Consider the following 23,941-nt stretch of genomic DNA (forward strand, 5'->3'; position numbering starts at 1 on the left):
ACATGCACGCATCCAAGCGGATCGCCATCATCGGCGCCGGCCAGTCCGGCCTGCAACTCGGCCTGGGCCTGCTGGCCGCCGGCCACCACGTCACGCTGTACAGCAACCGCTCGGCGACCGATATCCGCGCCGGCAAGGTCATGTCCAGCCAGTGCATGTTCCACAGTGCGCTGCAGATCGAGCGCGACCTGGGCCTGGACTTCTGGGGCCGTGACTGCCCGCCGGTCGAGGGCATTTCTCTGACGGTGCCGCACCCCGAGCAACGCGGCGCCAAGGCCATCGAGTGGGCCGCGCGCTTGCAGTCGGTCGCGCAGTCGGTGGACCAACGTCTCAAGGTGCCCGTCTGGATGGGCGAGTTCCAGCAGCGCGGTGGCGAGCTGGTGTTCCAGGACGCCGGCATCCCCGAGCTGGAAGCCTGCACGCTGCAGCACGACCTGACGCTGGTGGCCAGCGGCAAGGGCGAGATCGCGCAGCTGTTCGCGCGCGACGACCACAAGTCGCGCTTCGCGCAGCCGCAGCGTGCGCTGGCGCTGACCTACGTGCGCGGCATGCGGCCACGCGCGCCGTTCTCGGCCGTCAGCTTCAACCTGATCCCCGGCGTCGGCGAATACTTCGTGTTCCCGGCGCTGACCACGACCGGCCCGTGCGAGATCATGGTGTTCGAAGGCGTGCCCGGTGGCCCCATGGACTGCTGGGCCGACGCCAGGACGCCTGAGCAGCACCTGGCCCGCAGCAAGCAGATCCTGGACACCTTCCTGCCCTGGGAAGCGGAGCGCTGCGCAGGCATTGAACTGACCGACGACCACGGCATCCTCGCCGGCCGCTTCACCCCGACGGTGCGCAAGCCGGTCGCCACGCTGCCCTCGGGCCGCAAGGTGCTGGGCATGGCCGATGTGGTGGTGCTGAACGACCCCATCACGGGCCAGGGCTCGAACAACGCGGCCAAGTGCGCCGACACCTACCTCAAGAGCATCCTCGCGCAGGGCGACGCGCCACTCGATGCCGCGTGGATGCAGCACACCTTCGACCGCTACTGGTTCGGCTATGCGCAGTGGGTGGTGCAGTGGACGGGCATGCTGCTGACGCCGCCCCCGCCGCACGTGCTGCAACTGCTGGGCCAGGCCGGTGCGGTGCCGCCCCTGGCCAGCGCGATCGCCAACGGCTTCGACGACCCGCGCACCTTCTTCCCCTGGTTCGCCGATCCGGTGGAGGCCGAGCGCTTTGCCCAGACCTGCGCGGCCGTCGCCTGAAGCGCATGACCAGGCGCTTTGCCATCGTCGGTGCCGGCCAGTCGGGCCTGCAGCTGGCCCTGGGGCTGCTGCAGGCGGGCCACCAGGTCACGCTGCTCAGCAACCGCACGGCTGCAGACATCCTGGGCGGCCCGGTGCTGTCCAGCCAGTGCATGTTCGAAAGCGCGCTGCAGACCGAGCGGCTGCTGGGGCTGGACCACTGGGCGCAGGTCTGCCCGACGGTGGACGGCATCGCCGTCACGGTGCGCAGCCCGCAGGGCGGCCCGTCCGTCCGTTGGGCAGCGCGGCTGGACCACCCGGCCCAATCCGTCGACCAGCGCCTCAAGCTTGCGCACTGGATGGGCCTGTTTGAGGCGCGCGGCGGCCAACTGCAGATCCGCGAGGCCGACGAGGCCACGCTGCAGGCCCTGGCCGCCGACCATGACCTGGTGCTGGTGGCCAGCGGCAAGGGCGCCCTGTCGGCGATGTTCGCGCGCGATGCCGAACGCTCGCCTTTCGATGCGCCGCAGCGCGTGGTGGCCTTGACCTATGTGCGTGGCATGCGGCCGCGCACGCCGTACTCGGCCGTCAGCTTCAATTTGATCCCCGGCGTCGGCGAATACTTCGTGTTCCCGGCGCTGACGGCCACCGGCCCCTGCGAGATCATGGTGTTCGAAGGCTTGCCCGGCGGCCCCATGGACTGCTGGGACGACGTGCAGACGCCGGCCCAGCACCTGGCGCGCAGCCTGCAGATCCTGGCCACGTTCCTGCCCTGGGAGGCCGAGCGCTGCGCGGATGTGGCGCTGACCGACGACCACGGCACCCTGGTCGGCCGCGTGACGCCCACGGTGCGCGCGCCGGTCGCGCATCTGCGTTCGGGCCACCCCGTGCTGGGCATGGCGGACGCCGTGGTGCTGAACGACCCGCTGACCGGCCAGGGTGCCAACAACGCCGCCAAGTGCGCCGACATCTACCTGCAGTGCGTGCTGGAACACGGCGACGCGCCGTTCGACGCGGCCTGGATGCAGCAGACCTTCGGGCGTTATTGGGAAGGCTATGCGCGCTGGCCACGGCCTGGACCAACAGCCTGCTGGCGCCACCGCAGCCGCAGGCGCACAAGATCCTGCAGAGCGCCGCGCGGCTGGACGCTGTGGCCGCCAGCGTGGCCAACGGCTTCGACGACCCGCGCGCGTTGGCGCCCTGGTGGTGCGATGCCGGCGCGGCCGACCGCTTCCTGGACGCCCGTGCGCGCGAAGCCGCCACCGACCGCTTCGACCGCCGCGACCTGCGGCGTGCGCTGGGGCAGTTCGCCACCGGCGTGGCGGTGATCACCACGCGCGCGCTCGACGGGCGGCGCGTGGGCATGACGGCGAACTCGTTCTCATCGGTGTCGCTGGAGCCGCCGCTGGTGCTGTGGAGTCTGGCGCGGCAGTCGGCCAGCCTGGCCGACTTCACGGCCGCCAGCCATTTCGGCATCAACGTGCTGGCCGCCGGGCAGCACCATGTGTCGCGCCAGTTCTCCACGCCGCAGCCCGACAAGTTCGGCGGCGTGGACTGCCTGGACGCCATCGCCGGCGTGCCGCTGCTGGACGGTGCGCTGGCCCACTTCGTCTGTCGCAACGTGCGGCAGTACGATGGCGGCGATCACCTGATCTTCATCGGCGAAGTCGAGCATTACGACCGCTTCGACGGCGAACCCCTGGTGTTCCACGCGGGCGCCTACCAGGTCGCCACGCGGCACCCCGAATGCGCACCCTGAGCGCCCCCCTCCCACCGACACGACAAGGAATGCAGATGGCCGACACGCCGAAATCGCAGTACATCGAGATCCCCGCCGCCGACGGCAGCGGCACGTTCCGCGGCTACCTGGCATTGCCCAGCGCGGGCACCGGCCCGGGCCTGGTGGTGGCGCAGGAGATCTTCGGCGTCAACGCCACCATGCGCGAGGTCGCCGATGCCTATGCCGAGGAAGGCTACGTGGCCCTGGTGCCCGACCTGTTCTGGCGCCAGCAGCCCGGCATCGAGCTGGGCTACACGCCCGACGACTGGCAACGCGCGTTCGCGCTGTACAAGGGCTTCGACGAGGCGCTGGGCGTGGACGACATCCAGTCCGCCATCACCGCGCTGCGCCAGCGGCCCGAGGTCACGGGCGCCCAGGTCGGCGTGCTGGGCTTTTGCCTGGGCGGCAAGCTGGCCTACCTCGCGGCCTGCCGCACCGACGCCGACGTGGCCGTCGGCTACTACGGTGTGGGCATCGAAGCCGCGCTGGACGAGGCAGCCCGCATCACGGCCCCGCTCTTGCTGCACATTGCCGAGCTGGACGGCTTTTGCCCGCCCGAGGCGCGCGAGCGCATCGTGCAGGCCCTGCGCGGCCACCCCAAGGTGCAGCTGCAGGTCTACCCCGGCGTGGACCATGCCTTTGCGCGCGTGGGCGGCGACCATTACCACCGCAGCTCGGCGCTGCTGGCGCACGAGCGCAGCATCGCCACGCTGAAAGCCGCCATCGGCCCGCACTACGACCTGGCCGCGCTGTGGGACAAGCACTGCGAATACGAGTTCGCCACCCGCGATGTCGATGCCACGATGGCCACCATGGTGGCGCAGCCCTATGTGAACCACATCCCCACGATGACCGGCGGCGTGGGCTACGAGAAGCTGCACCACTTCTACACCCACCACTTCGTCAACAGCAACCCGCCCGACACCGCGCTGGTGCCGATCTCACGCACCGTGGGCGCCACGCAGGTGGTGGACGAGATGCTGTTCAGCTTCACCCACACCAGCGAGATCCCGTGGATGCTGCCCGGCGTGGCCCCCACCGGCAAACGCGTGGAAGTGCCGCTGCTGGCCGTCGTCAAGTTCCGCGGCGACAAGCTGTGCCACGAACACATCTACTGGGACCAGGCCAGCGTGCTGGTGCAGGTGGGCCTGCTCGACCCGAAGCTGCTGCCGGTGGCGGGCGTGGAGACGGCGCGCAAGCTGATCGACGAAAGCCTGCCGTCCAATACCTTGATGCCTGGGGGTGGGGTGGTGTGAGCGCGGGGCGCTCGCACGTCGCGGCGCGCGCTGGGGCCCGGCGAGCCATCAGGGGCACCATCGCGCGCGCCATCCACGCACGCCATTCACGCCGTCACGAGGCCCTCACGCAGGCGCGGATCGCAGCGCTTGAAGTGACCGCAGGCTGTGAAAACGGCGCTGCTCCCCCGTGACAGGGTCTGTGAACCCGATGGACCGCGCCAACAGCTGCAAGGGCCGCGCGTGGTCGTCCGGCTCATCCGGCCCGCGCAGCACCGCCGGGTAGAACGCGTCGCCCTCGATTGGCAGGCCGAGCGCCGCCATGTGCACACGCAGCTGGTGGCGTTGGCCGGTGCGCGGCTCCAGGCGGTAGCGGCCGCGTAGGCCATGGGATTCGACCAGCGCGACGCGGGTGCTGGCATTCGGCTCACCCGCCGCCTCGCACTGCCGGAAGAACGGTTCGCCGCGCACGATGCGGCTTTCGCGCACCAGCGGCAGCGCGAGGCCGGGCCGCACCGGCGCAATCGCCTCGTATTCCTTGTCGACCACGCGGTCGCTGAACAGCGCGTGGTAGGCCGCGCGGTCCTCGCGGCGCAGGCTGAACAACACCAGCCCCGCCGTCTCGCGGTCGATGCGGTGCAGCGGCTGCAGCTCGACCAGCCCGGTTGCGCGGCGCAGGCGTGCCAGCAACGTTTCATGCAGGTACTGGCCGGCTGGCGTCACGGCCAGGAAGTGGGGCTTGTCCGCCACCAGCAGGTGCGCATCGCGGAACAGGACCTGCGCCTCGAACGGCACGGGCGCCTCGTCCACCAGCGCCCGGTAGTAGTAGGCACGGCCGTGTGCGCGGTAGGGTGCGTCTGGTGCCAGCAGATCGCCTCGGTCGTCCATCACTTCACCGCTCAGCATGCGCGCGCGCCACTCGGCACGCGGGATGTACGGGAAGCGGTCGGTGAAAAACTTCAGCCACGAAGCCCAGGGGCCGGCCGGCAGGCCCACGGTGCTGGCTGTCACGCCAGCGCGCATGGGCAGGGCGGGGGGTGACGCTGGTGGGGCGGGCATGTCACGGCATTGTCGCCGTGCCATGGTCAGAATCAGTGGAAACCCTGAGCCGCTATCATCGTCCGCCCTCCACGACCCCCGTCCAGACCCATGCCCATGCCCCGACTTCTTGCAGCACCTGCCTTTGTTTCCGCACCCGGAGCGGGGCGTTGAGCGCGGTCGGGTGGGGCGAGGCTGCGTTCCTCGGGTTGATCCAGGGGTTGACGGAGTTCCTGCCGGTTTCCTCCAGCGCGCACCTGCGCATCATCGGCCCGATGCTGCCCTCCGGCGGCGACCCGGGCGCGGCGTTCACGGCCATCACGCAGATCGGCACCGAGGCCGCCGTGCTGCTGTACTTCCGCCACGACATCGTGCGCATCTTCCTGGCCTGGTGGGCCTCGCTGCGCCAGCGCGGTCAGCCGCTGAGCCCGGACGCGCGCATGGGCTGGCTGGTGATCCTGGGCACGCTGCCCATCGCCATCCTGGGGCTGGCGTTCAAGGATGCCATCGAGGGTTCGCTGCGCAACCTGTACATCACGGCGACGATGCTGATCGCGTTTGCGCTGGTGCTGGCTGCGGCCGACCGCCTGGGCCGCAAGCAGCGCACGCTGGACCAGCTGACCTGGGGCCACGGCGTGCTGTTCGGGTTCGCGCAGGCGATGGCGTTGATCCCCGGGGTCTCGCGCTCTGGCGGCACGATCACGATGGGGTTGATCCTGGGCTACACGCGCGAGGCGGCAGCGCGCTACTCGTTCCTGCTGGCCATCCCGGCGGTGCTGCTGTCCGGCTTCTACCAGCTCTACAAGACCTGGGGCGTGGCCAGTGCGGTGGGCGCCGGCCAGACGCTGCTGGCCACGGTCATCGCGTTCTTCGTCGGATATGCGGTGATCGTCGGCTTTCTGAAGCTGGTGTCCACACGCAGCTACATGCCGTTCGTGTACTACCGCGTGGCGCTGGGCGTGGTGGTGTTCGCGCTGCTGGGTGCCGGCATCCTGCAGGCGATCTGAGCGGGTGAGCCTCGACGGGGCGCCCTGAGGGGCCCGCCACCGCTGGCGAGGACGACGGTCATCCTGTGGCCCCTGAGCAAGATCAACACGATCGGCGTGAGAGAGCTGCCACCGCTGGCATGGCCGACGGTCATCCTGTGGCCCTGCCGAGACTCACCGGCGACGGAACACCAGGTCCCACACGCCGTGCCCCAGTCGCAGGCCGCGGCGTTCGAACTTGGTGTCGGGCCGGTAGTGCGGGCGCGGTGCGAAGTCGGCCGCCGTGTTGGCCAGCAGCGGCTCGGCACGCAGCACCTCCAGCATCTGGTGGGCATACGGCTCCCAGTCGGTCGCGCAGTGCAGGTAGCCACCGGGCGCCAGCCGCTGCACCAGACGGGCCACGAACGGCGGCTGGATCAAGCGGCGCTTGTGGTGGCGGCTCTTGTGCCACGGGTCGGGAAAGAAGATGTGGATGCCGGCCAGGCCCTGCGGGTTCTGCTGCGCGTCCCACGGCGGCAGCATGTGGTCGAGCACCTCGACGGCGTCGTGCGCCAGGATGCGGATGTTGGTCAGCCCGCGCTCGCCGATGTGCTTGAGCAGCGCGCCCACGCCGGGCTCGTGCACCTCGCAACACAGAAAGTCCGTCTCGGGCAGCACGGCCGCGATGTGGGCCGTGGCATCGCCCATGCCGAAGCCGATCTCCAGCACCGTCGGGGCCGTGCGGCCGAAGGCGGCGGGCAGGTCCAGTGGCGCCGCGCGGTAGGGCAGCACGAAGCGCGGGCCCAGTTCGGCCGTGGCCTTGGCCTGGCCGGTGGTGGTGCGGCCGGCGCGCTTGACGAAGGTGCGGATGGCGCGGGGGTGGGCCACATCGGCGGGGGCGGAACCAGGTTCTGCCCCGGTCGCAGCGCTGGGTGCAGAGCCGGCTTCGAGGCTGGTGGCAACGCTGGCCGCAAGGTCGGCCGCAGTGCCGGGTGCGATCGGTTTCGCGCGGTCTGATGCGGCAGCTGGCGCCGGGTCTGCAGCGCGGGGTGCCAGCAGGTCGTTGGGGGTGTCGTCGGGCGGTGGGATGTTCACCCGGCGATTCTAGGTAGCGCCATGCGGTGGCTTGAACCGCTTGAGCCGCAATGCATTGCCCAGCACGAACACCGACGACAGCGCCATCGCCCCGGCCGCGAACACCGGTGACAACAGCGTGCCGTTGAACGGGTACAGCGCCCCCGCCGCCACCGGCACCAGCGCGGCGTTGTAGGCGAAGGCCCAGAACAGGTTCTGGCGAATGTTGGCCATGGTCGCCCGAGACAGCGCGATCGCATTGGGCACCCCCTGCAGGCTGCCCGACATCAGCACCACGTCGGCCGCCTCGATCGCCACATCGGTGCCGGTGCCGATCGCCAGGCCCACGTCGGCCTGCGCCAGCGCTGGCGCGTCGTTGATGCCGTCGCCCACGAATGCCAGCCGGCCGTGGCGCTGCTGCAGCTGGCGCACGGCATCGACCTTGCCGCCGGGCAGCAGCTCGGCCACCACCTCGTCGATGCCCAGCTGCCGCGCAATCGCCTCGGCGGTGCGGCGGTTGTCGCCGGTCAGCATGGCCACCTTCAATCCCAGTGCATGCAGCGCGGCGATGGCGGCCGGCGTGGTCGGCTTGATCGGGTCAGCCACGGCGACGATGGCGGCCAGCCGGCCGTCCAGCGCGGCGTACAGCGGCGTCTTGCCCTCGTCGCCCAGGCGCTGCGCGACCTCGGCGAATGCTTCGGGCGCCAGGCCCAGCGCGCGCATCCAGCGGTCGGCGCCGATCTCCACGCGCACGCCGGCCACGTGGGCCCGCACGCCCTGGCCGGTGGTGGAGGCAAAGCCTTCGGCCGGTGCCAGTGCCAGGCCCTCGGCCTGCGCGGCGGCGACGATGGCGCGGGCGATCGGGTGTTCGGATTTCGCCTCCACCGCCGCCATGGCCGCCAGCACCTGGGCGCGCGTGAAGCCGCTCGCCAGGTGCAGGTCGGTCAGCGTCGGCCGGCCTTCGGTCAGTGTGCCGGTCTTGTCGACGGCGACGACGCGCGTCTCCTGCAGCAGCTGCAGCGCCTCGCCTTGGCGGAACAGCACGCCCAGGCCGGCGCCGCGCCCGGTGCCCACCATGATCGAGGTAGGCGTGGCCAGCCCCATGGCGCAGGGGCAGGCGATGATCAACACGGCCACGGCGTTGACCAGCGCGAAGGTCAGCGCCGGCTCGGGCCCCAGCAGCAGCCAGGTCACGAAGGTGAGGGCGGCCAGCGCCATCACGGCCGGTACGAACCAGCGCGTCACCCGGTCCACCAGCGCCTGGATCGGCAGCTTGTCGCCCTGTGCCTGCTCGACCATGCGCACGATCTGCGCCAGCACCGTGGTGTCGCCCACTGCCGTGGCGCGCAGGGCCAGCGCACCACTCTGGTTGACGGTGCCGCCGGTCAGCCGCGCGCCGGCCGCCTTGTGCACCGGCACGGGTTCGCCGGTCAGCATGGATTCGTCGACGAAGCTCTCGCCCTCGATCACCTCGCCATCGACCGGCACGCGTTCGCCGGGGCGGATCTCGACCACGTCGCCGCGCTGCAGCGCCTGGGCCGGCGTCTCGATGACCTGGCCATCACGGCGCACGCGGGCCGTGCGCGGCTGCAGGCCGACCAGCTGGCGGATCGCCTGCGAGGTGCGACCCCGGGCGCGCGCCTCCAGCGTGCGGCCCAGCAGGATCAGCGTGACGATGACGGCCGCCGCCTCGTAGTAGACGGCCACGGTGCCGCCCGGCAGCAGCGCCGGGGCGAAGGTGGCGACGAGAGAGAAGCCATAGGCCGCCAGCGTGCCGACCGCCACCAGCGAATTCATGTCGGGTGCCAGCCGCCACAGCGCGGGCAAGCCATCCCGGTAGAAGCGCAGGCCGGGGCCGAACAGCACGACGCTGGTCAGCGCGCATTGCAGTAGCCAGCTGTTGCGCATGCCGATGGTGACGTGCACCCAGCCGTGCACGGCCGGCACCAGATGGCCCCCCATCTCCAGCAGGAAGACGGGCAGCGTCAGCACGGCCGCCAGCAGCAGGTCGCGCCGCAGCACGCGGGCCTCGTCCTCGCGCCGCACCGCAGTGGCGGCATGGGCGGCCGCGCTGTCCACGATGGGTTTGGCGACAAAGCCGATGCTGGTGACGGCTTGCACCAGCGTGGCAGCATCCAGCGCAGTGGCGGACTGCACGCTGGCGCGCTCGGTCGCCAGGTTCACGCTGGCCTGCTGCACGCCCGGCACGGCGCGCAGCGCGCGTTCGACGCGGCCGACGCACGAGGCGCAGTGCATGCCCTCGATGCCCAGCGTGAGGGTGGCCGGGCCAAGACCTGTGGCGTCGTTCAACGTGTGATGGTGGTTCATGCTCAGATCATCGTCTTTGCCATGGTGGGAAGGTCAAGTGCTCCGTGCCGAAGAAGCACTGATCGGGCGCACGGCACGGTGCCGCTGCATGCCTGGTGACATCATGCAAGCTGCCGTCGCCGGGCGCTTGCGCGTGCTCAAGCGATGGCTCCCAAGCTCTCAGCGTGCCGGCTCGCTGGCCGGGGCTGCCGCCGGCGCGGCGCTGGCCGAGGCCACCGGCGCGGCGCTGGGTGGGGCCACCGGCGCGGCGCTCTCTGCGGGCATCGGCGAACTGGACGACGGCCCCGGCATCGTCTGCGTCACCCGTCGCTGATCCGCGCCGAACTGCCAGATTCCCCATCCCAAAGCCGCCGCCAGCAGCACTGCCAACACCACCCAGCGCGCGCCATGCCGCTCCGCGAACGGGTCGGGCTGGCGCCGCGTGCCGGGCGGCAACTGCGCTGTCTGCGACAGCGAGGCCCCCAGCCGCACGTTCAGCCGCATGCGGCCGTTGATGGCCCAGCCGCTGGCGTCCAGGATCGGCCCCAGGCTGCGCTGGCGCAGCTTGAGCCAGGCGATCAACATGCTGGGGCCGGAGATCGACAGCACGATGCCGACGATCGCCATCGGAATCCACCAGCCCAGCTCCACGAACTTGCCGAACACGCCGACGATCACCGCGCTGATGCTGCCCAGCGCCACGCCCAGCGCCGCCACGGTGCCGACGTCGATGCGCCCGCGTGCCGGCGGGTCGGCCAGCGCTGTGGCGGTGCCGGTGCCCGCACCGGCCGCGGGCTTGCCGGCGCTGGCCACCTGGCCGGCCCACTGGCCCATCCGGCCCTGCTGCGTGGCGTCGCCGGCCGCCGCGCGCTTGGCGACCTGCTCCTCGATCATGCGCAGGAACTTCTTGTAGGGCGACATGAAGGCCTGGGCGATGCTGATCGGGTTCTCGATCACCTTGACGATGCGGGCGTCCCAGTCGCGGCCCTCGCGGTCGTAGAACAGGCCGTTGCGGCCGACGAACAGGAAGTCCACGTCGCCGGCCGTGAAGGCGGCGGCGATGGTGATCTTCTCCTTGCCACGCGTGCATTCGCAGTACGCCAGGTAGGCCTTGGCCAGGCCTGCCACCACGGCGTGCTTGCTGGCGTCGGCCACCTGCACGGTCAGGTCGCAGCTGCGGCCGTCCAGGTACAGACGGCCCGCCTGGAAGACAGCGCCCTCGCGTCGGTAGAAGGCTTCGAACGAGACGAAGTTGCGCAGCAGGTTCAGCAGGTCGCGCTGCAGGCGCAGCAGCTTTTCCAGGTCGTTGATGCGGCCGTGCTGCGGCGCGGCGTCGCGGTCTTGCGCGATCAGGTCGAGCACGCGCGCCCGTGCAACGGCTGCGTCGTCGCCCAGCAGTGCGGCCAGAGCCGGGTGGCCCAATGCAGCCACCGGCCCGGTGGGGCCCTTGGCCAGCCAGGCGCGGCAGGGCGCGACCTGGGCCTTCAGCTGCTGCCAGCCGGCCTCGTCCAACGCCTCGCGCTGGGTCTCGCCCAGCAGGGGCACCACGGCCTGGTCGCGCAGCGCACGCAGCGCCGCGTGCCAGGCGGGGTTGGCGGCATCGCCGAGTGGCAGCGCCCGGCCAGGCGCGACCGGGGCGAGTGGCAGCTTCTTCAACAGGGCCGCATCCAGCGACAAGGTGTGCAAAGCCTGCTCGCGCAGCAGCTCGGGCGCCGGGCTGCTCAGCGCCTCGGCGGCGCGGCTGTCGAAATCGGCCAGGCGGCAGCGGGCAAAGAAATCCTCCACCTTTGCATGCACCGCGTCAACGGCCTGCGCCGCGTCGCGCAGCGTGCCGCAGTCGTGTTCGCCCCGCGCGTGCCAGGCCAGCAATGTGTCAGCGGCGTCAAAGAAGGCCCGCGCGCGCACCTCGTCGATGCCGGGCGTGCCGCCGGCGTCGTCCACGCCCCCCTGTGTGGCCACGATCTGCGCGATGAGCGCGCGCAGCGCCACATCGTCACCTGCGGTGGCCGGGGTGACGATGCCGTCGCCATTGAAGCGTTCGCCGGCCAGGTGCTTCTGGCGTTCCGCCAGCTCGTCCAGGCCAATGTCGGGCGCGTCGGCCTGGCCGTGCAGCGCCAGCGTATGGCGGGCTGCATCGGCCAGCGCACGGCCCGTGTCATCGTCGGCCAGGTCGGCCAGCGCCAGGCGCTGTTGCGGATGCAGCAGCCGGTCCGGGTCGCGCAGGCGGGCGCAGGCCCACTCGCACGCGGCCAGCAGCTCCGGCGCGCGGATGCGGCCGTCGTGGTCGGTGTCGATCAGGTCCAGCGTGCGGTGGTCGAAGTCGATGCCGCGCGTCGGGCAGGCCAGCGCGACCCAGAGCTTCTGGTCGAGCTGGCGCAGCTGCGCGATGTCGGCGCCGCGGGCGATCAGGACCTGATCGACACCGCCGGCGCGAAAGAACTGCCAGACATGGGGCATGGGCGGGGAGAGAAGAGGCGCCGCCAGGCACGGGGCCTGTGCAACTGTGGAACGGCAATGCGGACCACGAGCCTCTCAGCGGCAAGGGCGGCGTGCCATCGCCACGCGCCGCCCGGTGCTGTAGGACGGATGCGCAAGGCGCGCATCCGCAAGCGGCGGTTACGCCGCTTCGGTCTGCAACACGCCGCGGCGGATCTGGTCGCGCTCGATCGACTGGAACAGCGCCTTGAAGTTACCTTCGCCAAAGCCGTCGTCGCCCTTGCGCTGGATGAACTCGAAGAACACCGGCCCGCCAAAGGCCGTCTCCGAGAAGATCTGCAGCAACAGGCGCGGCGTGTCGCCGGCGGTCGAGCCGTCTAGCAAGATACCGCGCGATTGCAGCTCGGGCACCGGCTGGCCGTGGCCCGGCAGGCGCTGGGCCAGCATCTCGTAGTACACGTCGTTGGGTGCGCTCATCAGCGGCACGCCGGCCAGGCCCAGCTGGTCGATGGTGTGCAGGATGTCGTCGGTCAACAGGGCGATGTGCTGGATGCCCTCGCCGTTGAACTTCATCAGGAACTCTTCGATCTGGCCCGAGCCCTTGGACGATTCCTCGTTCAGCGGGATGCGGATCATGCCGTCCGGCGCGGTCAGCGCCTTGGACGTGAGGCCGGTGTATTCGCCCTGGATGTCGAAGTAGCGGATCTCGCGGAAGTTGAACAGCCGCTCGTAGAAGTCAGCCCAGAAGGCCATGCGGCCGCGGTAGACGTTGTGCGTCAGGTGGTCGATCAGCTTCAAGCCATGGCCCACGGGCCGGCGGTCCACGCCGTCGATGAAGGCGAAGTCGATGTCGTAGATGGATTTGCCGTCTTCGAAGCGGTCGATCAGGTAGATCGGCACGCCGCCGATGCCCTTGATGGCCGGCAGCCGCAGCTCCATCGGGCCGGTCGGGATCTCGATCGGCTGCGCGCCCAGTTCCAGTGCGCGGGCATAGGCTTTGTGCGAGTCCTTCACGCGGAACGCCAGGCCGCAGGCCGCAGGCCCGTGCTCGGCGGCGAAGTAGCCGGCGGCGCTCTTGGGTTCGCGGTTGACGATGAAGTTGATCTCGCCCTGGCGGTACAGCAGCACGTCTTTGGAACGATGCTTGGCCACGAGGGAGAAGCCGAGCATCTCCAGATAGGGTTCGATCACGCCAGGCGTGGGGGAGGCGAACTCGACGAACTCGAATCCTTGCAGGCCCATGGGGTTGTCGAACAGCTCGGTCATGAAGTCTCCATCAGTGGGTGTGTGAAGCTCTCCATGGTAGGCATTTGTGCTGCAGCATTCCTGCAATGTCGCGTGCGCAGTAGGGTGCTTGCGCTCCAATCCTGCGGGATCGTTGGAAACGCCGCCGCAAGGCTTCGCACATCGCCAAAAACCCGATGGATTCAAGCGTTACGCCCACACCCGCAACAACCGCGAAAGTCTGCAAAGTCGGCATGGAGGGCCGCAGGCTCATCATCCTTCACGGCCCGCTTCCCGATCTGAACATGCCGCCGACAACCCATGATCCTCGGTGTGCAGGATGCGGCCATGCTCGAACAGGTGCGGGCGGGCGAGAAGGTGCGCATGTGACCGAGAAGATCAACGGCCGGTACGTGGTGACGCATATCTGCAGCGGGCGTTAGGCTGCATCGGCGCAACGGACGGCTGCGGCGCAGCTTGTCGGCGCCTGGGCGTCCACTGAGAATTCATAGATGCATCCTTCAGATGAACCCGCCAATGCCCCGACCAACTGGTCGACGGTTGACCTGGTACGCCGCACCGTCATGGTCATCGACGTCGTCAACTCGGTGCGGCTCGTGGGCGAATCGCGCGCGCAGTTTCCGCAGCGGTGGACGCAGTTCGTGCGGGCGGTGCGTGACGGCATGCTGCCGCCGCGGGGTGGCCGCCTGGTCAAGCATCTGGGCGACGGCATGCTGGTCGAGTTCGACAGCGCCGTGCCCGAGGCCGTGGCGCTGGCCCTGCAGTGCCATGCGCAGTGCCGCCAGGACAACCAGGCCTGGCCGCAGGACGCGGCGATCGAACTGCGCATCGGCATCGCGGTCGGCGATGTGGTGGAGGACGACATCGACGTGTTCGGCACCTCCGTCAACCTGGCGGCGCGGCTGTGCGCGCTGGCGCCACCCGGCCAGACGGTGGTGTCGGCCGAGGTGCGCGATCAGCTCGTGCCGGGTTTGGACGCCGAGATCGAGGACCTCGGCCTGTGCTACCTCAAGCACTTCGATGAGCCGGTGCGCGCGTTCCGCATCGCCGACGCGCAGGCCATCCAGCCCTGGCTGCCGATCGGGCGCGTGGCGCCGCTGCGACCCACGATTGCCGTGGTGCCGTTCGTCGCATTCGACCTGAGCGGCGTGCAGGCCATGCTGGGTGATGCGCTCGCCGACGAACTGATCGGCGTGCTGTCGCGGCACACCGGGCTCACCGTCATCTCGCGCCTCTCGACCGCCGCTCTGAAAGGCCGGGCGGACATCCTGACCGACGCCACGCACCATCTGCGCGCCGACCATGTGCTGACCGGCCGAGTGCACCTGGCCGGCAACCGGCTGCGCCTGGTGGTGCAACTGGCCGAGGCGCGCACGGGCGCGGTGATCTGGTCCGACGACGCGCACGGCAACGCATCGGCCGTGTTCAGCGGCGAGGACCCGTTGGTCGTGGACGTGGCGCGCCGCCTGTGCGAGGCGCTGGCCCTGCGCCAGATCGAGCGGGCCCGCAACGAACCACTGGCCACTCTGGAGAGCTATTGCCTGCTGATGGCGGCGGTGGCGTTGTTGCATGGCAGCTCCCAGCAGGACTTCGAGCGGGCGCGGCGCATGCTCGACGTGCTGGTCGAGCGCGATCGGCGGCACGCCGCGCCGCTCGTGTGGCTGGCCAAGTGGCACGTGCTGCGGGTGCAGCAGGGCTGGAGCGACAACCTAGAGCGCGACCGCCGCATGGCGCAGGACCACACGCGGCGCGCGCTGGACTTGAACCCGCAGTCCTCCCTGGCACTGGCCATTGATGGCTTCGTGCACTGCAATCTGTTCAAGGACATGGCGGCGGCCGAGCGCTGCTACGACCTGGCACTGGCCGAGAACCCGAACGAGCCGTTCGCCTGGCTCTTCCTCGGCACCATGCGGGCCTTCACCGGAGAAGGCGCCGACGCCATGTACGCGGCCGACCGCGCGCTGGCCCTGTCACCGCTGGACCCGATGCGCTACTTCTTCGATTCGCTGTCGGCCACGGCCGCGCTGGCGGCGGGCCAGTGGGAGACCGCCATCGACCGTGCGCGGCGCTCGCTGCGGCTGAACCGACACCATACGTCGACCTTGCGCGTCATCACAATTGCGGAGGTGCAACTGGGTCGGATCGAGCAAGCTCGGCAGACAGCGCAGGAACTGCTGGCTCTGGAGCCGACCTTGAACATCGAGGACTACCGGCGACGCTCGCCCAGCACCGGCTACAGCACGGGAGAGATCTGGACCGAATCGCTCGCCGCCGCCGGCATTCCCTTGCGCTGAAGAGTTGCAGCCGTCCGCTTCGGACGACGAAAGGGAGGTCGACATGGGTAGCTTGTCAGGGCGCGTGCTCGGGGGTGCTGGCGGGGCCGGGGGTGCGGGTGGCGCTGGTGGGGCCGGCGGAGCTGGGGGGGCCGGTGGCGCGGGCGGCGCGGCGTCTGGTGGCTTCGTTGACAGCTGGCTCGACGCGTGCGGGTCGCTGGTCAATCGCGACGGGTTGGTGGGGGCGTTCAGCAATGCCCTGGTCAGTCCGGCGAGCCGCCTGCCGCTGAAGGCAATCGATGATCCTGGGCCTCTGCTGACCTGGGAGCCCTGGGTCCGTGCCGTCGTGGTGGATGTGGAGGCGATGGACGGCGTGAGTTTCGTGGGAAACGGGCCGCAGCACCGCTTGACCATGAAGGTTTCTGGCACGCCACTCGTAAAGCTGCACCGCCCTCGCTCGGGCACGGCCGTCGACCTTAAGACGCAACTGGCCTATGTGCATGAATACGCCGAACTCCGGGACGACCGCGCCAGCGAAATCGTCTCGCAGATCCCGCAACTTGCGACCTACTGGGCTTCCCTGGCCGGCCTGCAGGCCACGCGCCACAAGTGGACGCTGGAGCTGATGGCCGCCGCCGTGCGCCTGGCCATCGCCGTGGAGATGCGCTTCAAGCACGCCTTCGCATTTCCGCGGCCAGCGTACCTGTCGCCGCAGATCCAGCCCATGATCGCAACGCCCGGCCACGGCAGCTACCCCAGCGGGCACTCGACCGAGGCGCACTGCACGGCGCACGTCTTGGCGGCGGTGACGGGAACCTTGAACACGCCGTTTCACGAAATGCTGCTGCAGCAGGCCGCCCGGTTGGCCATCAACCGAACCATCGCGGGCGTGCACTTTCCGATTGACAGTATGGCGGGGCGGGTGCTGGGCACCGCGCTGGGGGAATACCTGGTGGCGCGTTGCAAAGGGGGCAAGCTGCCTGCCGTGCCGCGCAGTCTGGATGCTGCAAAGGAACTGGCCAAGGATTTTCACTACGAGGCGTTCAAGCCGAACGCTGCACAAGGTGTCGCTGCTCCCGCTTCGCCTATCCTCACATCGCTCTGGAATGCGGCCCGCAAGGAATGGAATTGAGCACTCCAAAGACCCCGAAGGTTCCGCCGCTGCAGCCACGCGCCGATGGCTACTACCAGTGGTGCGCTGCGACGAAGTACCGCGACGTGGGCGCCACCGGTGCGAAGGACTGGATCTCGCTGATCGTCCAGTTGCGCGGCGAGGGCGACGTGATCGCCCAGCTCTACGTCACAGCGAGCCGGTGCAAATGGCTGCGTGTGCCGGGCCACTACGCGTCTCGGGATCAGCGGTGGCGGGAGCTGCGGCACTGCACGCTGCTCGTCACCCAGCCCATCGTGGCCATGCTGGCGTCGGCGGCGGTGCCCGTGGATGGGGAACAACGCGCGCTCTGGGAGGCGGTGGAACGCTTCGAAATCTGCTTTGCCGCAGCGAATCCAGCAGCGAAGCGCTTCGATGGCAACTTCGATTTTCCCGGCAAGCCACCGGGTGCCCGGGTGCTCGTCGGCGTCATCGACGACGGCATTGCCTTTGCCAACCAACGCTTTCGCGTGACGCGCAACGAGTCGCCGGCCAGCCGCTTCCTGGCGTTCTGGGACCAAAACGCGGCGGACCCAGCATCACCGTTCTGGCCCGGCAGTGTCCACTCGCAGTCTGCGCTGGATACGGCGATCAGTGCGGCCACCGGCGCCCACAACGCGGTCGACGAAGAGCAGGTCTACCGCGCGCTCGGCTACCACGAAGTGCGCCGCCGCGCCACGCACGGCACGCACGTGCTCGACCTCATGGCCGGGGAAGAGCCTGATTCGGGCGCGGCGACGGCGACGGTCATCGTCGGCGTGCAGTTGCCCGGCCGCGCGGTCGAGGACACATCCTGCGGCTCCATGGCAGCGCACATCATCGAAGGTCTGCACTGCATCCTGCGTGCATCCGAAGCGTCAGAGCTGCCGGCCGTCGTCAACATCAGCATGGGCAACATCGCAGGGCCGCACGATGGCTCCTCGATCTTCGACACGGCGCTGGACGAGCTCGTGCTGGTCAGCCGGCAGGCCGGCACCGGCCCTGTGCTGGAAGTCGTGATGCCGGAAGGCAACAGCTACCTCGCGCAATGCCATGCCCGTGCCGAGATGAAACACGAGGAAGAAGGCTCGACGATGTCGGTCGATTGGGTGGTGTCGCCGGACGACGGGACGTCCAGCGTCGTCGAGCTCTGGGTCAGCCGGCCGGACAACAAGCCGCCCTTGCAGGCGCAGACCCGCGACTTTGACATCAAGATGAGCGTCGTCGCGCCGAATGGCGCGAACTTCCCGGTGGAACTGCTGCGCGCAAGCACAGGGGACGCCACACGGCCCATCAAGATCGATGGTCACGCCGTGGGGCACATCGGCCTGTACCCGCACCCCGGCAACGGCGCCTCGCCGATGGGCTTGATCGCGCTGGCGCCCACCGTGTTGCAGGATGCCCGTCCCCATCCGGCCCCGTTCGGGCGCTGGACCATCACGGTCGAACATGCAGGCGAGCCATTGTTCGTCAGCCTCTACGTGCAGCGCGACGACGTGGCGTTCGGCCGCCGTGGCCGTGGCCGGCAGTCGCGGCTGGACGACCAGGACTACCTGCGCTTCGACGAGGACGGCAGGGCGAAAGTGGAGGACCAGCGAAATAGTTATGTGCGCCGGGAGGGGACGTTGAACGGCATGGCGACAAGCCGCGCTGTCCAGGTCGTCGGTGGTCTCCTGCGCGCCCCGGACGGTAGCCCGACGCAGGCGGCTTATTCGTCCGTGGCAGGCGAATCGACCCCCAGTCCGGCATCGCTCACATGGGCCATCACCGAAGACTCGCCCGTGCTGAAGGGCATCCTGGCCAGCGGTACACGCAGCGGCACCGTGGCTGCCTTGAGTGGCACCAGCACGGCATCGCCCCAGCGCGCGCGGGCGGTTGCCGCGCGCTACACCGCCACCGCCCGGGGCAACGCGGCACCGCCAGCCTCCGTCCCCAGGAAAGTGCCGGACTCCAACGGGCGGGACCGCAACGTGGACGAACCACACCCGGCGCTGCAGCGGCGGGCCGCGTTGCGACTGGCGCCCCGCGTGCCCTGATCGTGTTGTCCGGCGCTCACGCGCGGCGCACGTGCCGGCCTGGCTGCAGACCCACGCCACGGCTGGGCGGCCTGCCGGCCGGCGACCCGGCCGTCGGCGCCTGCACCTGCGCCAGACTGTCAATGATCGGGCAGTCCGGTCGGTCATCGCCATGGCAGCAATCCACCAGGTGCGCCAGCGTCGCCTTCATGGCTTGCAGTTCGCGCAGCTTGGCGTCCAGCTCGTCGATGTGCACCTGCGCCAGCGCCTTGACCTCCCGGCTGGGCCGGCTGCGGTCCTGCCACAGGCCCAGCAGATCGCGGATCTGGTCGATGGAAAAGCCCAGGTCGCGCGACTGCCGCACGAAGCGCAGCACACGCACATCGCGCTCGCCGTATTGCCGGTAGCCGGCCTCGGTGCGCGTGGCCGGCGGCAGCAGCCCCACGCTCTCGTAGTGCCGGATCATCTTGGCGGAAACGCCTGTGGCCTGGGCGGCCTGGCCGATGTTCATGCGCTCGTGCCCTGGTGCGTGTCAGCGGCGCAGCAAGGCCTGCTCGTGCAGCATCGCAAAGCCGCGCTGGTGCCACACCGGGTAGGCCGGCGTCACCTCGCTGGCGGCGTCCAGCAGCGCGATGTGCTCGCTCGCCAGCGACCAGCCGACAGCGCCCAGGTTCTGCATCAGCTGCTCCTCATTGCGTGCGCCGATGATGACGCTCGACACGGTGGGCCGCTGCAGCAGCCAGTTCAGCGCGATCTGCGTGTGGGTCTTGCCGGTCTGCTCGGCCACCACATCCATCGCCTCGACGATGCGGAACAACCGCTCCTCCTCGAACTTGGGGCCGGTGCCGGCAATGTCGTGCGCGCGCGTGCCGGGCTGGGCCGGCTGGCCGCGGCGGATCTTGCCGGTCAGCTTGCCCCAGCCCAGCGGGCTCCAGACCACGGCGCCCACGCCCTGGTCGCGCGCCAGCGGCATCAGCTCCCACTCGTAGTCGCGGTTCAGCAGCGAGTAATACGCCTGGTGCGCCACATGGCGCGGCCAGCCGTGCTGCTGCGACACGGCGAGCGATTTCATGAGGTGCCAGCCCGCAAAGTTCGAGCAGCCGATGTAGCGCACCTTGCCGGCGCGCACCAGCTGGTCGAGCGTGTGCAGCGTCTCATCCACGGGCGTGTTGTAGTCCTGTCCGTGCAGCTGCAGCAGGTCGATATGGTCCGTGCCCAGACGCGTGAGGGCGCGGTCCACGGCGTCGACCAGGTGCTGGCGCGAGGAGCCGAAATCGTTCGGCCCGTCGCCGACCGGGAACGTGGTCTTGGTCGAGATCAGCAGCCGGTCGCGCTTGCCCGCGATGGCCTTGCCCAGGATCTCTTCGGCCAGGCCGTTCGAGTAGACATCGGCGCTGTCGAACATGCAGACGCCGTGGTCCAGGCAGATGTCGATCAGGCGCGAGGCGCCCGCAGCATCGGTCGCGCCCCAGGCTTTGAAGAAGTCGTTGCCACCGCCGAAGGTGCCGGTGCCGAAGCTGAGCGCGGGGACACGCAGGCCGCTGTGGCCGAGCCGTCTGAATTCCATGGGGGCCTTTGACGCGTAGAGGAGTGGTGCGCAGATGAAAGCGCGCGCCCGGGTCGGCGCGCGATGACTTTACTGCGTCGGCGCCCCCAAGCTCAATGCCGGGACCAGATGGCCCTATCGATCTGCCCGTCCAGTTCGGGATAGTCCGCCGGGTCGAAGCGCGGGGTGCCGCTGCGGCGCTGCGCGAAGTAGTCGCGCGTGAGCTTGGCGACCAGGCCGGACAGCAGCACGATGGCCACCAGGTTGACCGTGGCCATGAGGCCCATGGCAGCGTCGGCCGCGTTGAAGACGGTGGCCACGTTTTCGTACGAGCCCCACATCACCATCACCAGCACCAGCAAGCGCAGCACCAGCAGCGGGCCTTTGCCTCCCAGCTTCAAAAAGGTCATGGCGTTCTCGGCATAGGCGTAGTTGCCGATGATGGAGGTGAAGGCGAAGAAGAAGATCGCGATGGCGATGAAGGCGCCACCGAACGAGCCGATGTGCACCGTCAACGCCTGCTGGGTCAGCGCCGTGCCGGTGATGCCCGAGCCGGGCACCAGCTTGTCCGACAGCAGAATCATGATGCCGGTGGCGGTGCAGATCAGCAGCGTGTCGATGAACACGCCCAGCGCCTGCACCAGGCCTTGCGATGAGGGGTGGTGCGGATTGGGCGTGGCCACGGCGGCGATGTTGGGCGCAGAACCCATGCCGGCCTCGTTGGAGAACAGGCCGCGCTTGATGCCGTTGAGCATGGCGGCGGCCATGCTGCCGGCCACACCGCCGACAGCGGGTTCCAGGCCGAAGGCGCTGCGCACGATCAGGGACAGGGCGGCCGGTACTTCGGCGATGTTGGCGATCACCACGTACAGGGCGATGCCCAGGTAGATGATGGCCATGAAGGGCACCACGTATTCGGCCACCTGCGCGATCTTCTTGATGCCACCGAAGATCACGACAGCGCTGAGTGCCGCCACCGCCGCGCCCACACCCAGCTTCGGGATGCCGAACGCACCTTCCACCGCCTCGGCGATGGAGTTGGCCTGCACCGCGTTGAAGACCAGGCCGAAGGCGATCAGCAGGCAGACCGAGAACAGCGTGCCGGCCCAGGCCGCCTTCAAACCGCGCGCCATGTAGAAGGCCGGTCCGCCGCGGAAATTGCCGTTCTCGTCGCGGATCTTGTAGAGCTGCGCCAGCGTGCTCTCGGCATAGGCAGTGGCCATGCCGACCAGCGCCACCATCCACATCCAGAACAACGCGCCTGCGCCGCCCAGGTACATCGCCACGGCGACGCCGGCCAGGTTGCCGGTGCCCACACGCGACGCCAGACTGGTGCACAGTGCCTGGAACGGCGTGATGCCGCCCGCATCGGTCTGCGGCGCGCGCAGCACGGAGCGGATCATTTCCGGGAAGTGGCGGATCTGCACGAAACCCAGACGCAGCGTGAAATAGACGCCTACCGCCAACAGGCCGTAGATGAGCACGTAGCCCCAAAAGACGGTGTTCAGAAAGTCGATGACAGTGTTCATGGCGCGTCCGCGTCTGCTGTTGTTGGTGTGGGTGCAGGCTAGCACGGGTCGTGCCATGCGCCGAGGCGCGGCGCTCAGGGCACGTCAGCTCAATGCGCCGCCTGCGCCCCCGGCCTTGCCTTGTAGAACGTCATCGGCTGCGCCTTCGCCTCGTTCAGCACCGCGCGTTTGATCTTGCCGACCACGTGCATCTCGCAGGGCTTGCAGTCAAAGCGCAGCGTGAGCTTCTCCTTTCCGTTGATCAGCGCCAGCGGCTCGGCCTTCACCTGGCCCTGCACGCCCACCACGCCCTTGGCCTGCTTGGGGCACAGCGAGAGCGAGAAACGCACGCAGTGCTTGGTGACCATCAGCGAGACCTCGCCCAGTTCCTCGTGCGCCTCGAACGCGGCGGCGATGACCTGCACGCCGTGGCGGGCGTAGAACTGGCGCGCCTGGTCGTTGAAGACATTGGCCAGGTACGTGAGCGTGTCTTCGGGGTAGAGCGCAGGCGGCTCGACGGGCGTGGCGCGTTGCGGGCGTTGATAGGCGGCCAAACGTGCAGCCTCCAACGTCTCGCAGGCCTCGCGGCGCAGCTGGTTCAACAGCGAGGCCGGCACGAACCATGGCTGTGACAGGTCGAGCGTGATGTCCAGCGGCGCGAAGTCGGAGCCGCCGAAGCGGCCCAGGTGCTCGCGCAAGCTGGCCAGGCCCTTAGCCGCATCGCGGGCCGGCTCGTGCGCGTGGCGAGCGCGGGCCTCGGCGCTGTGGCCGTCTTCATCGGTCAGCTGCAGGCTGAAGCCGGCCGCCGTCTGCGCGAAACGCACCCACACGCCGATGCGCCGCTCGCTGGATTTCTTGTCCAGCACGCGCACCCAGTCCATGTCGCGGTTGCGGTTCAGCTCGGTTCCTTTGCGCAGGTCGCGCAGCCCCGCCAACGCATCCTTGGGGAACACGCGCCAGCGCTTCGGCTGCTTCGCGGACACCGGCTCGGCGCGGTTGACGGCCAGACCCACCAGCTCCTTCTGCAGGTCGTAGTAGCACAGGCCGTCGCCGTTGTGCAGCACGGTGGTGGCGTCCAGGGTCTCCAGCTCCACCCAGTTCGGCCCCACCTGCGTGACCCAGCCGATGGCGCGGCCCGGGTTCTTGGGCGTGTCGAAAGCGCCGATGTCGTCCTGCCGGCCGTTGACGAAGTAGTCGGTGAACGCGCGGTTGAAGTTCTGGTCCGGGTCGGGCGTGAAGGTGAAACTCGTGCGGCCGCTCGATGCACGCGAGAGCGGCGCATGCGCCGGGTCGTTCTCGCGCGCCTCGATCAGCTCGTCGATCAGCTTGCGGTAGTGCGCGGTGATGTTCTTGACGTAGGCGATGTCCTTGTAGCGGCCTTCGATCTTGAAGCTGCGCACGCCGGCGTCGACCAGCGCCGCGATGTTGGCGGACTGGTTGTTGTCCTTCATCGACAGCACATGCTTGTCGTGCGCGACGAAGCGCCCCTTGGCGTCCACCACCTGGTAGGGCAGGCGGCAGGCCTGCGAGCAGTCGCCGCGGTTGGCGCTGCGGCCGGTGTGGGCGTGGCTGATGGTGCACTGGCCGCTGTAGGCCACGCACAGCGCGCCGTGCACGAAAAATTCGAGCTGGCAGCGGGCCGGGTCGATCACGGCATGGATGGCGCGGATCTGCTGCAGCGTGAGTTCGCGCGCCAGCACGATCTGCGAGAAGCCGGCGTCCTGCAGGAAGCGGGCCTTCTCGGGCGTGCGGATGTCGGTCTGCGTGCTGGCATGCAACTGGATCGGCGGCATGTCCGGCAGCTCCAACAGACCCATGTCCTGCACGATCAGCACGTCGGCACCGGCGTGGTAGACGTCCCAGGCCATCTGGCGTGCCGGCTCCAGTTCGTCGTCGCGCAAGATGGTGTTCAGCGTGATGAAGACCTTGCTGTTGAAGCGGTGCGCATGGCGCGCCAGGCGCTCGATGTCGTGCACCGAATTGCTGGCCGAGGCGCGGGCGCCGAAGCCCGGGCCGCCGATGTAGACCGCATCGGCGCCGTGGTCGATGGCAGCAATGCCGATGTCGGCGTCGCGTGCCGGCGCGAGCAATTCGAGCTGGTGGGAGAGCAGGGACATGGCGGTGCGGCGCTCACTGGGCGGGTGGCGGCGGGCTACGTGGG

General features: G+C 69.3%; 16 protein-coding genes and 1 pseudogene. 8 read left to right on the top strand and 9 right to left on the bottom strand.

The features are described from left to right. Window positions 1-2 precede the first annotated feature (2 nt). The 4 genes and pseudogenes from AC099J_RS15495 to AC099J_RS15510 all read left to right on the top strand — a co-directional run bounded on the left by AC099J_RS15495 (window position 3) and on the right by AC099J_RS15510 (window position 4,265). Window positions 3-1,250 carry a styrene monooxygenase/indole monooxygenase family protein gene (locus tag AC099J_RS15495; RefSeq protein ID WP_479616163.1) on the top strand — a complete coding sequence of 416 codons (1,248 nt, stop codon included), beginning with the start codon at window positions 3-5 and terminating at the stop codon, window positions 1,248-1,250. Between the two features lie 5 nt (window positions 1,251-1,255). Beyond that, window positions 1,256-2,490: pseudogene (locus tag AC099J_RS15500) on the top strand (styrene monooxygenase/indole monooxygenase family protein); the annotation flags it as partial. Next, window positions 2,464-2,988 (top strand): flavin reductase family protein, encoded by a 525-nt coding sequence (locus tag AC099J_RS15505; protein WP_479616302.1) that lies wholly within the window; start codon window positions 2,464-2,466, stop codon window positions 2,986-2,988. The pseudogene AC099J_RS15500 and the gene AC099J_RS15505, both read left to right, overlap by 27 nt. A 35-nt stretch (window positions 2,989-3,023) precedes the next feature. After that, window positions 3,024-4,265 (top strand): dienelactone hydrolase family protein, encoded by a 1,242-nt coding sequence (locus tag AC099J_RS15510; RefSeq protein WP_479616164.1) that lies wholly within the window; start codon window positions 3,024-3,026, stop codon window positions 4,263-4,265. 105 nt (window positions 4,266-4,370) lie between these two features. Here AC099J_RS15510 and AC099J_RS15515 read toward each other — a convergent pair whose 3' ends face one another. Further along, the gene (locus AC099J_RS15515) at window positions 4,371-5,303 is read right to left on the bottom strand and encodes a pseudouridine synthase (protein WP_479616165.1); all 933 of its coding nucleotides are present in this window, start codon (window positions 5,301-5,303) and stop codon (window positions 4,371-4,373) included. A 149-nt stretch (window positions 5,304-5,452) separates the two neighbouring features. Here AC099J_RS15515 and AC099J_RS15520 point away from each other — a divergent pair, with 149 nt between their 5' ends. After that, the gene (locus AC099J_RS15520; protein ID WP_479616166.1) at window positions 5,453-6,289 is read left to right on the top strand and encodes an undecaprenyl-diphosphate phosphatase; all 837 of its coding nucleotides are present in this window, start codon (window positions 5,453-5,455) and stop codon (window positions 6,287-6,289) included. A gap of 153 nt (window positions 6,290-6,442) precedes the next feature. Here AC099J_RS15520 and trmB read toward each other — a convergent pair whose 3' ends face one another. The 4 genes from trmB to hppD all read right to left on the bottom strand — a co-directional run bounded on the left by trmB (window position 6,443) and on the right by hppD (window position 13,330). Next, a complete protein-coding gene (gene trmB, locus AC099J_RS15525) occupies window positions 6,443-7,246 on the bottom strand; it encodes a tRNA (guanosine(46)-N7)-methyltransferase TrmB (RefSeq protein ID WP_479616303.1) in 804 nt (267 codons plus the stop codon). Between the two features lie 105 nt (window positions 7,247-7,351). Beyond that, on the bottom strand, window positions 7,352-9,649 hold the full coding sequence (locus AC099J_RS15530; RefSeq protein WP_479616167.1) for a heavy metal translocating P-type ATPase: 2,298 nt from the start codon (window positions 9,647-9,649) through the stop codon (window positions 7,352-7,354). Between the two features lie 159 nt (window positions 9,650-9,808). Next, the gene (locus AC099J_RS15535) at window positions 9,809-12,085 is read right to left on the bottom strand and encodes a hypothetical protein (protein WP_479616168.1); all 2,277 of its coding nucleotides are present in this window, start codon (window positions 12,083-12,085) and stop codon (window positions 9,809-9,811) included. Window positions 12,086-12,244: 159 nt separating this feature from the next. Then, window positions 12,245-13,330 (bottom strand): 4-hydroxyphenylpyruvate dioxygenase, encoded by a 1,086-nt coding sequence (gene hppD, locus AC099J_RS15540; RefSeq protein ID WP_479616169.1) that lies wholly within the window; start codon window positions 13,328-13,330, stop codon window positions 12,245-12,247. 470 nt (window positions 13,331-13,800) lie between these two features. Between hppD and AC099J_RS15545 the strand changes: the two genes are divergently transcribed. From AC099J_RS15545 to AC099J_RS15555, 3 genes are read left to right on the top strand one after another with little or no spacing between them, the layout of a single operon-like run. After that, entirely contained in the window at window positions 13,801-15,603 is a 1,803-nt protein-coding gene (locus AC099J_RS15545) for an adenylate/guanylate cyclase domain-containing protein (protein ID WP_479616170.1), read from the top strand. Between the two features lie 4 nt (window positions 15,604-15,607). Further along, window positions 15,608-16,714: a phosphatase PAP2 family protein gene (locus AC099J_RS15550; protein WP_479616171.1), complete on the top strand. Its 1,107-nt coding sequence runs from the start codon at window positions 15,608-15,610 to the stop codon at window positions 16,712-16,714. Further along, a complete protein-coding gene (locus AC099J_RS15555; protein ID WP_479616172.1) occupies window positions 16,711-18,747 on the top strand; it encodes a S8 family serine peptidase in 2,037 nt (678 codons plus the stop codon). Before AC099J_RS15550 ends, AC099J_RS15555 begins: the two co-directional genes overlap by 4 nt. A gap of 16 nt (window positions 18,748-18,763) precedes the next feature. On the opposite strand, the gene cueR is transcribed toward AC099J_RS15555, so the two are convergent. The 4 genes from cueR to AC099J_RS15575 form a co-directional block, all read right to left on the bottom strand. Further along, complete coding sequence (gene cueR / locus AC099J_RS15560; protein ID WP_479616173.1) at window positions 18,764-19,237, bottom strand: Cu(I)-responsive transcriptional regulator; 474 nt, start codon at window positions 19,235-19,237, stop codon at window positions 18,764-18,766. Between the two features lie 21 nt (window positions 19,238-19,258). Further along, the gene (locus tag AC099J_RS15565; RefSeq protein ID WP_479616174.1) at window positions 19,259-20,293 is read right to left on the bottom strand and encodes an aldo/keto reductase; all 1,035 of its coding nucleotides are present in this window, start codon (window positions 20,291-20,293) and stop codon (window positions 19,259-19,261) included. Window positions 20,294-20,385: 92 nt separating this feature from the next. Further along, complete coding sequence (locus AC099J_RS15570; protein ID WP_479616175.1) at window positions 20,386-21,801, bottom strand: alanine/glycine:cation symporter family protein; 1,416 nt, start codon at window positions 21,799-21,801, stop codon at window positions 20,386-20,388. An 89-nt stretch (window positions 21,802-21,890) separates the two neighbouring features. Then, on the bottom strand, window positions 21,891-23,897 hold the full coding sequence (locus AC099J_RS15575) for a peptidase U32 family protein (RefSeq protein WP_479616176.1): 2,007 nt from the start codon (window positions 23,895-23,897) through the stop codon (window positions 21,891-21,893). Window positions 23,898-23,941 lie beyond the last annotated feature (44 nt).

The organism is Rhodoferax sp. RT4P68 (assembly GCF_056521305.1).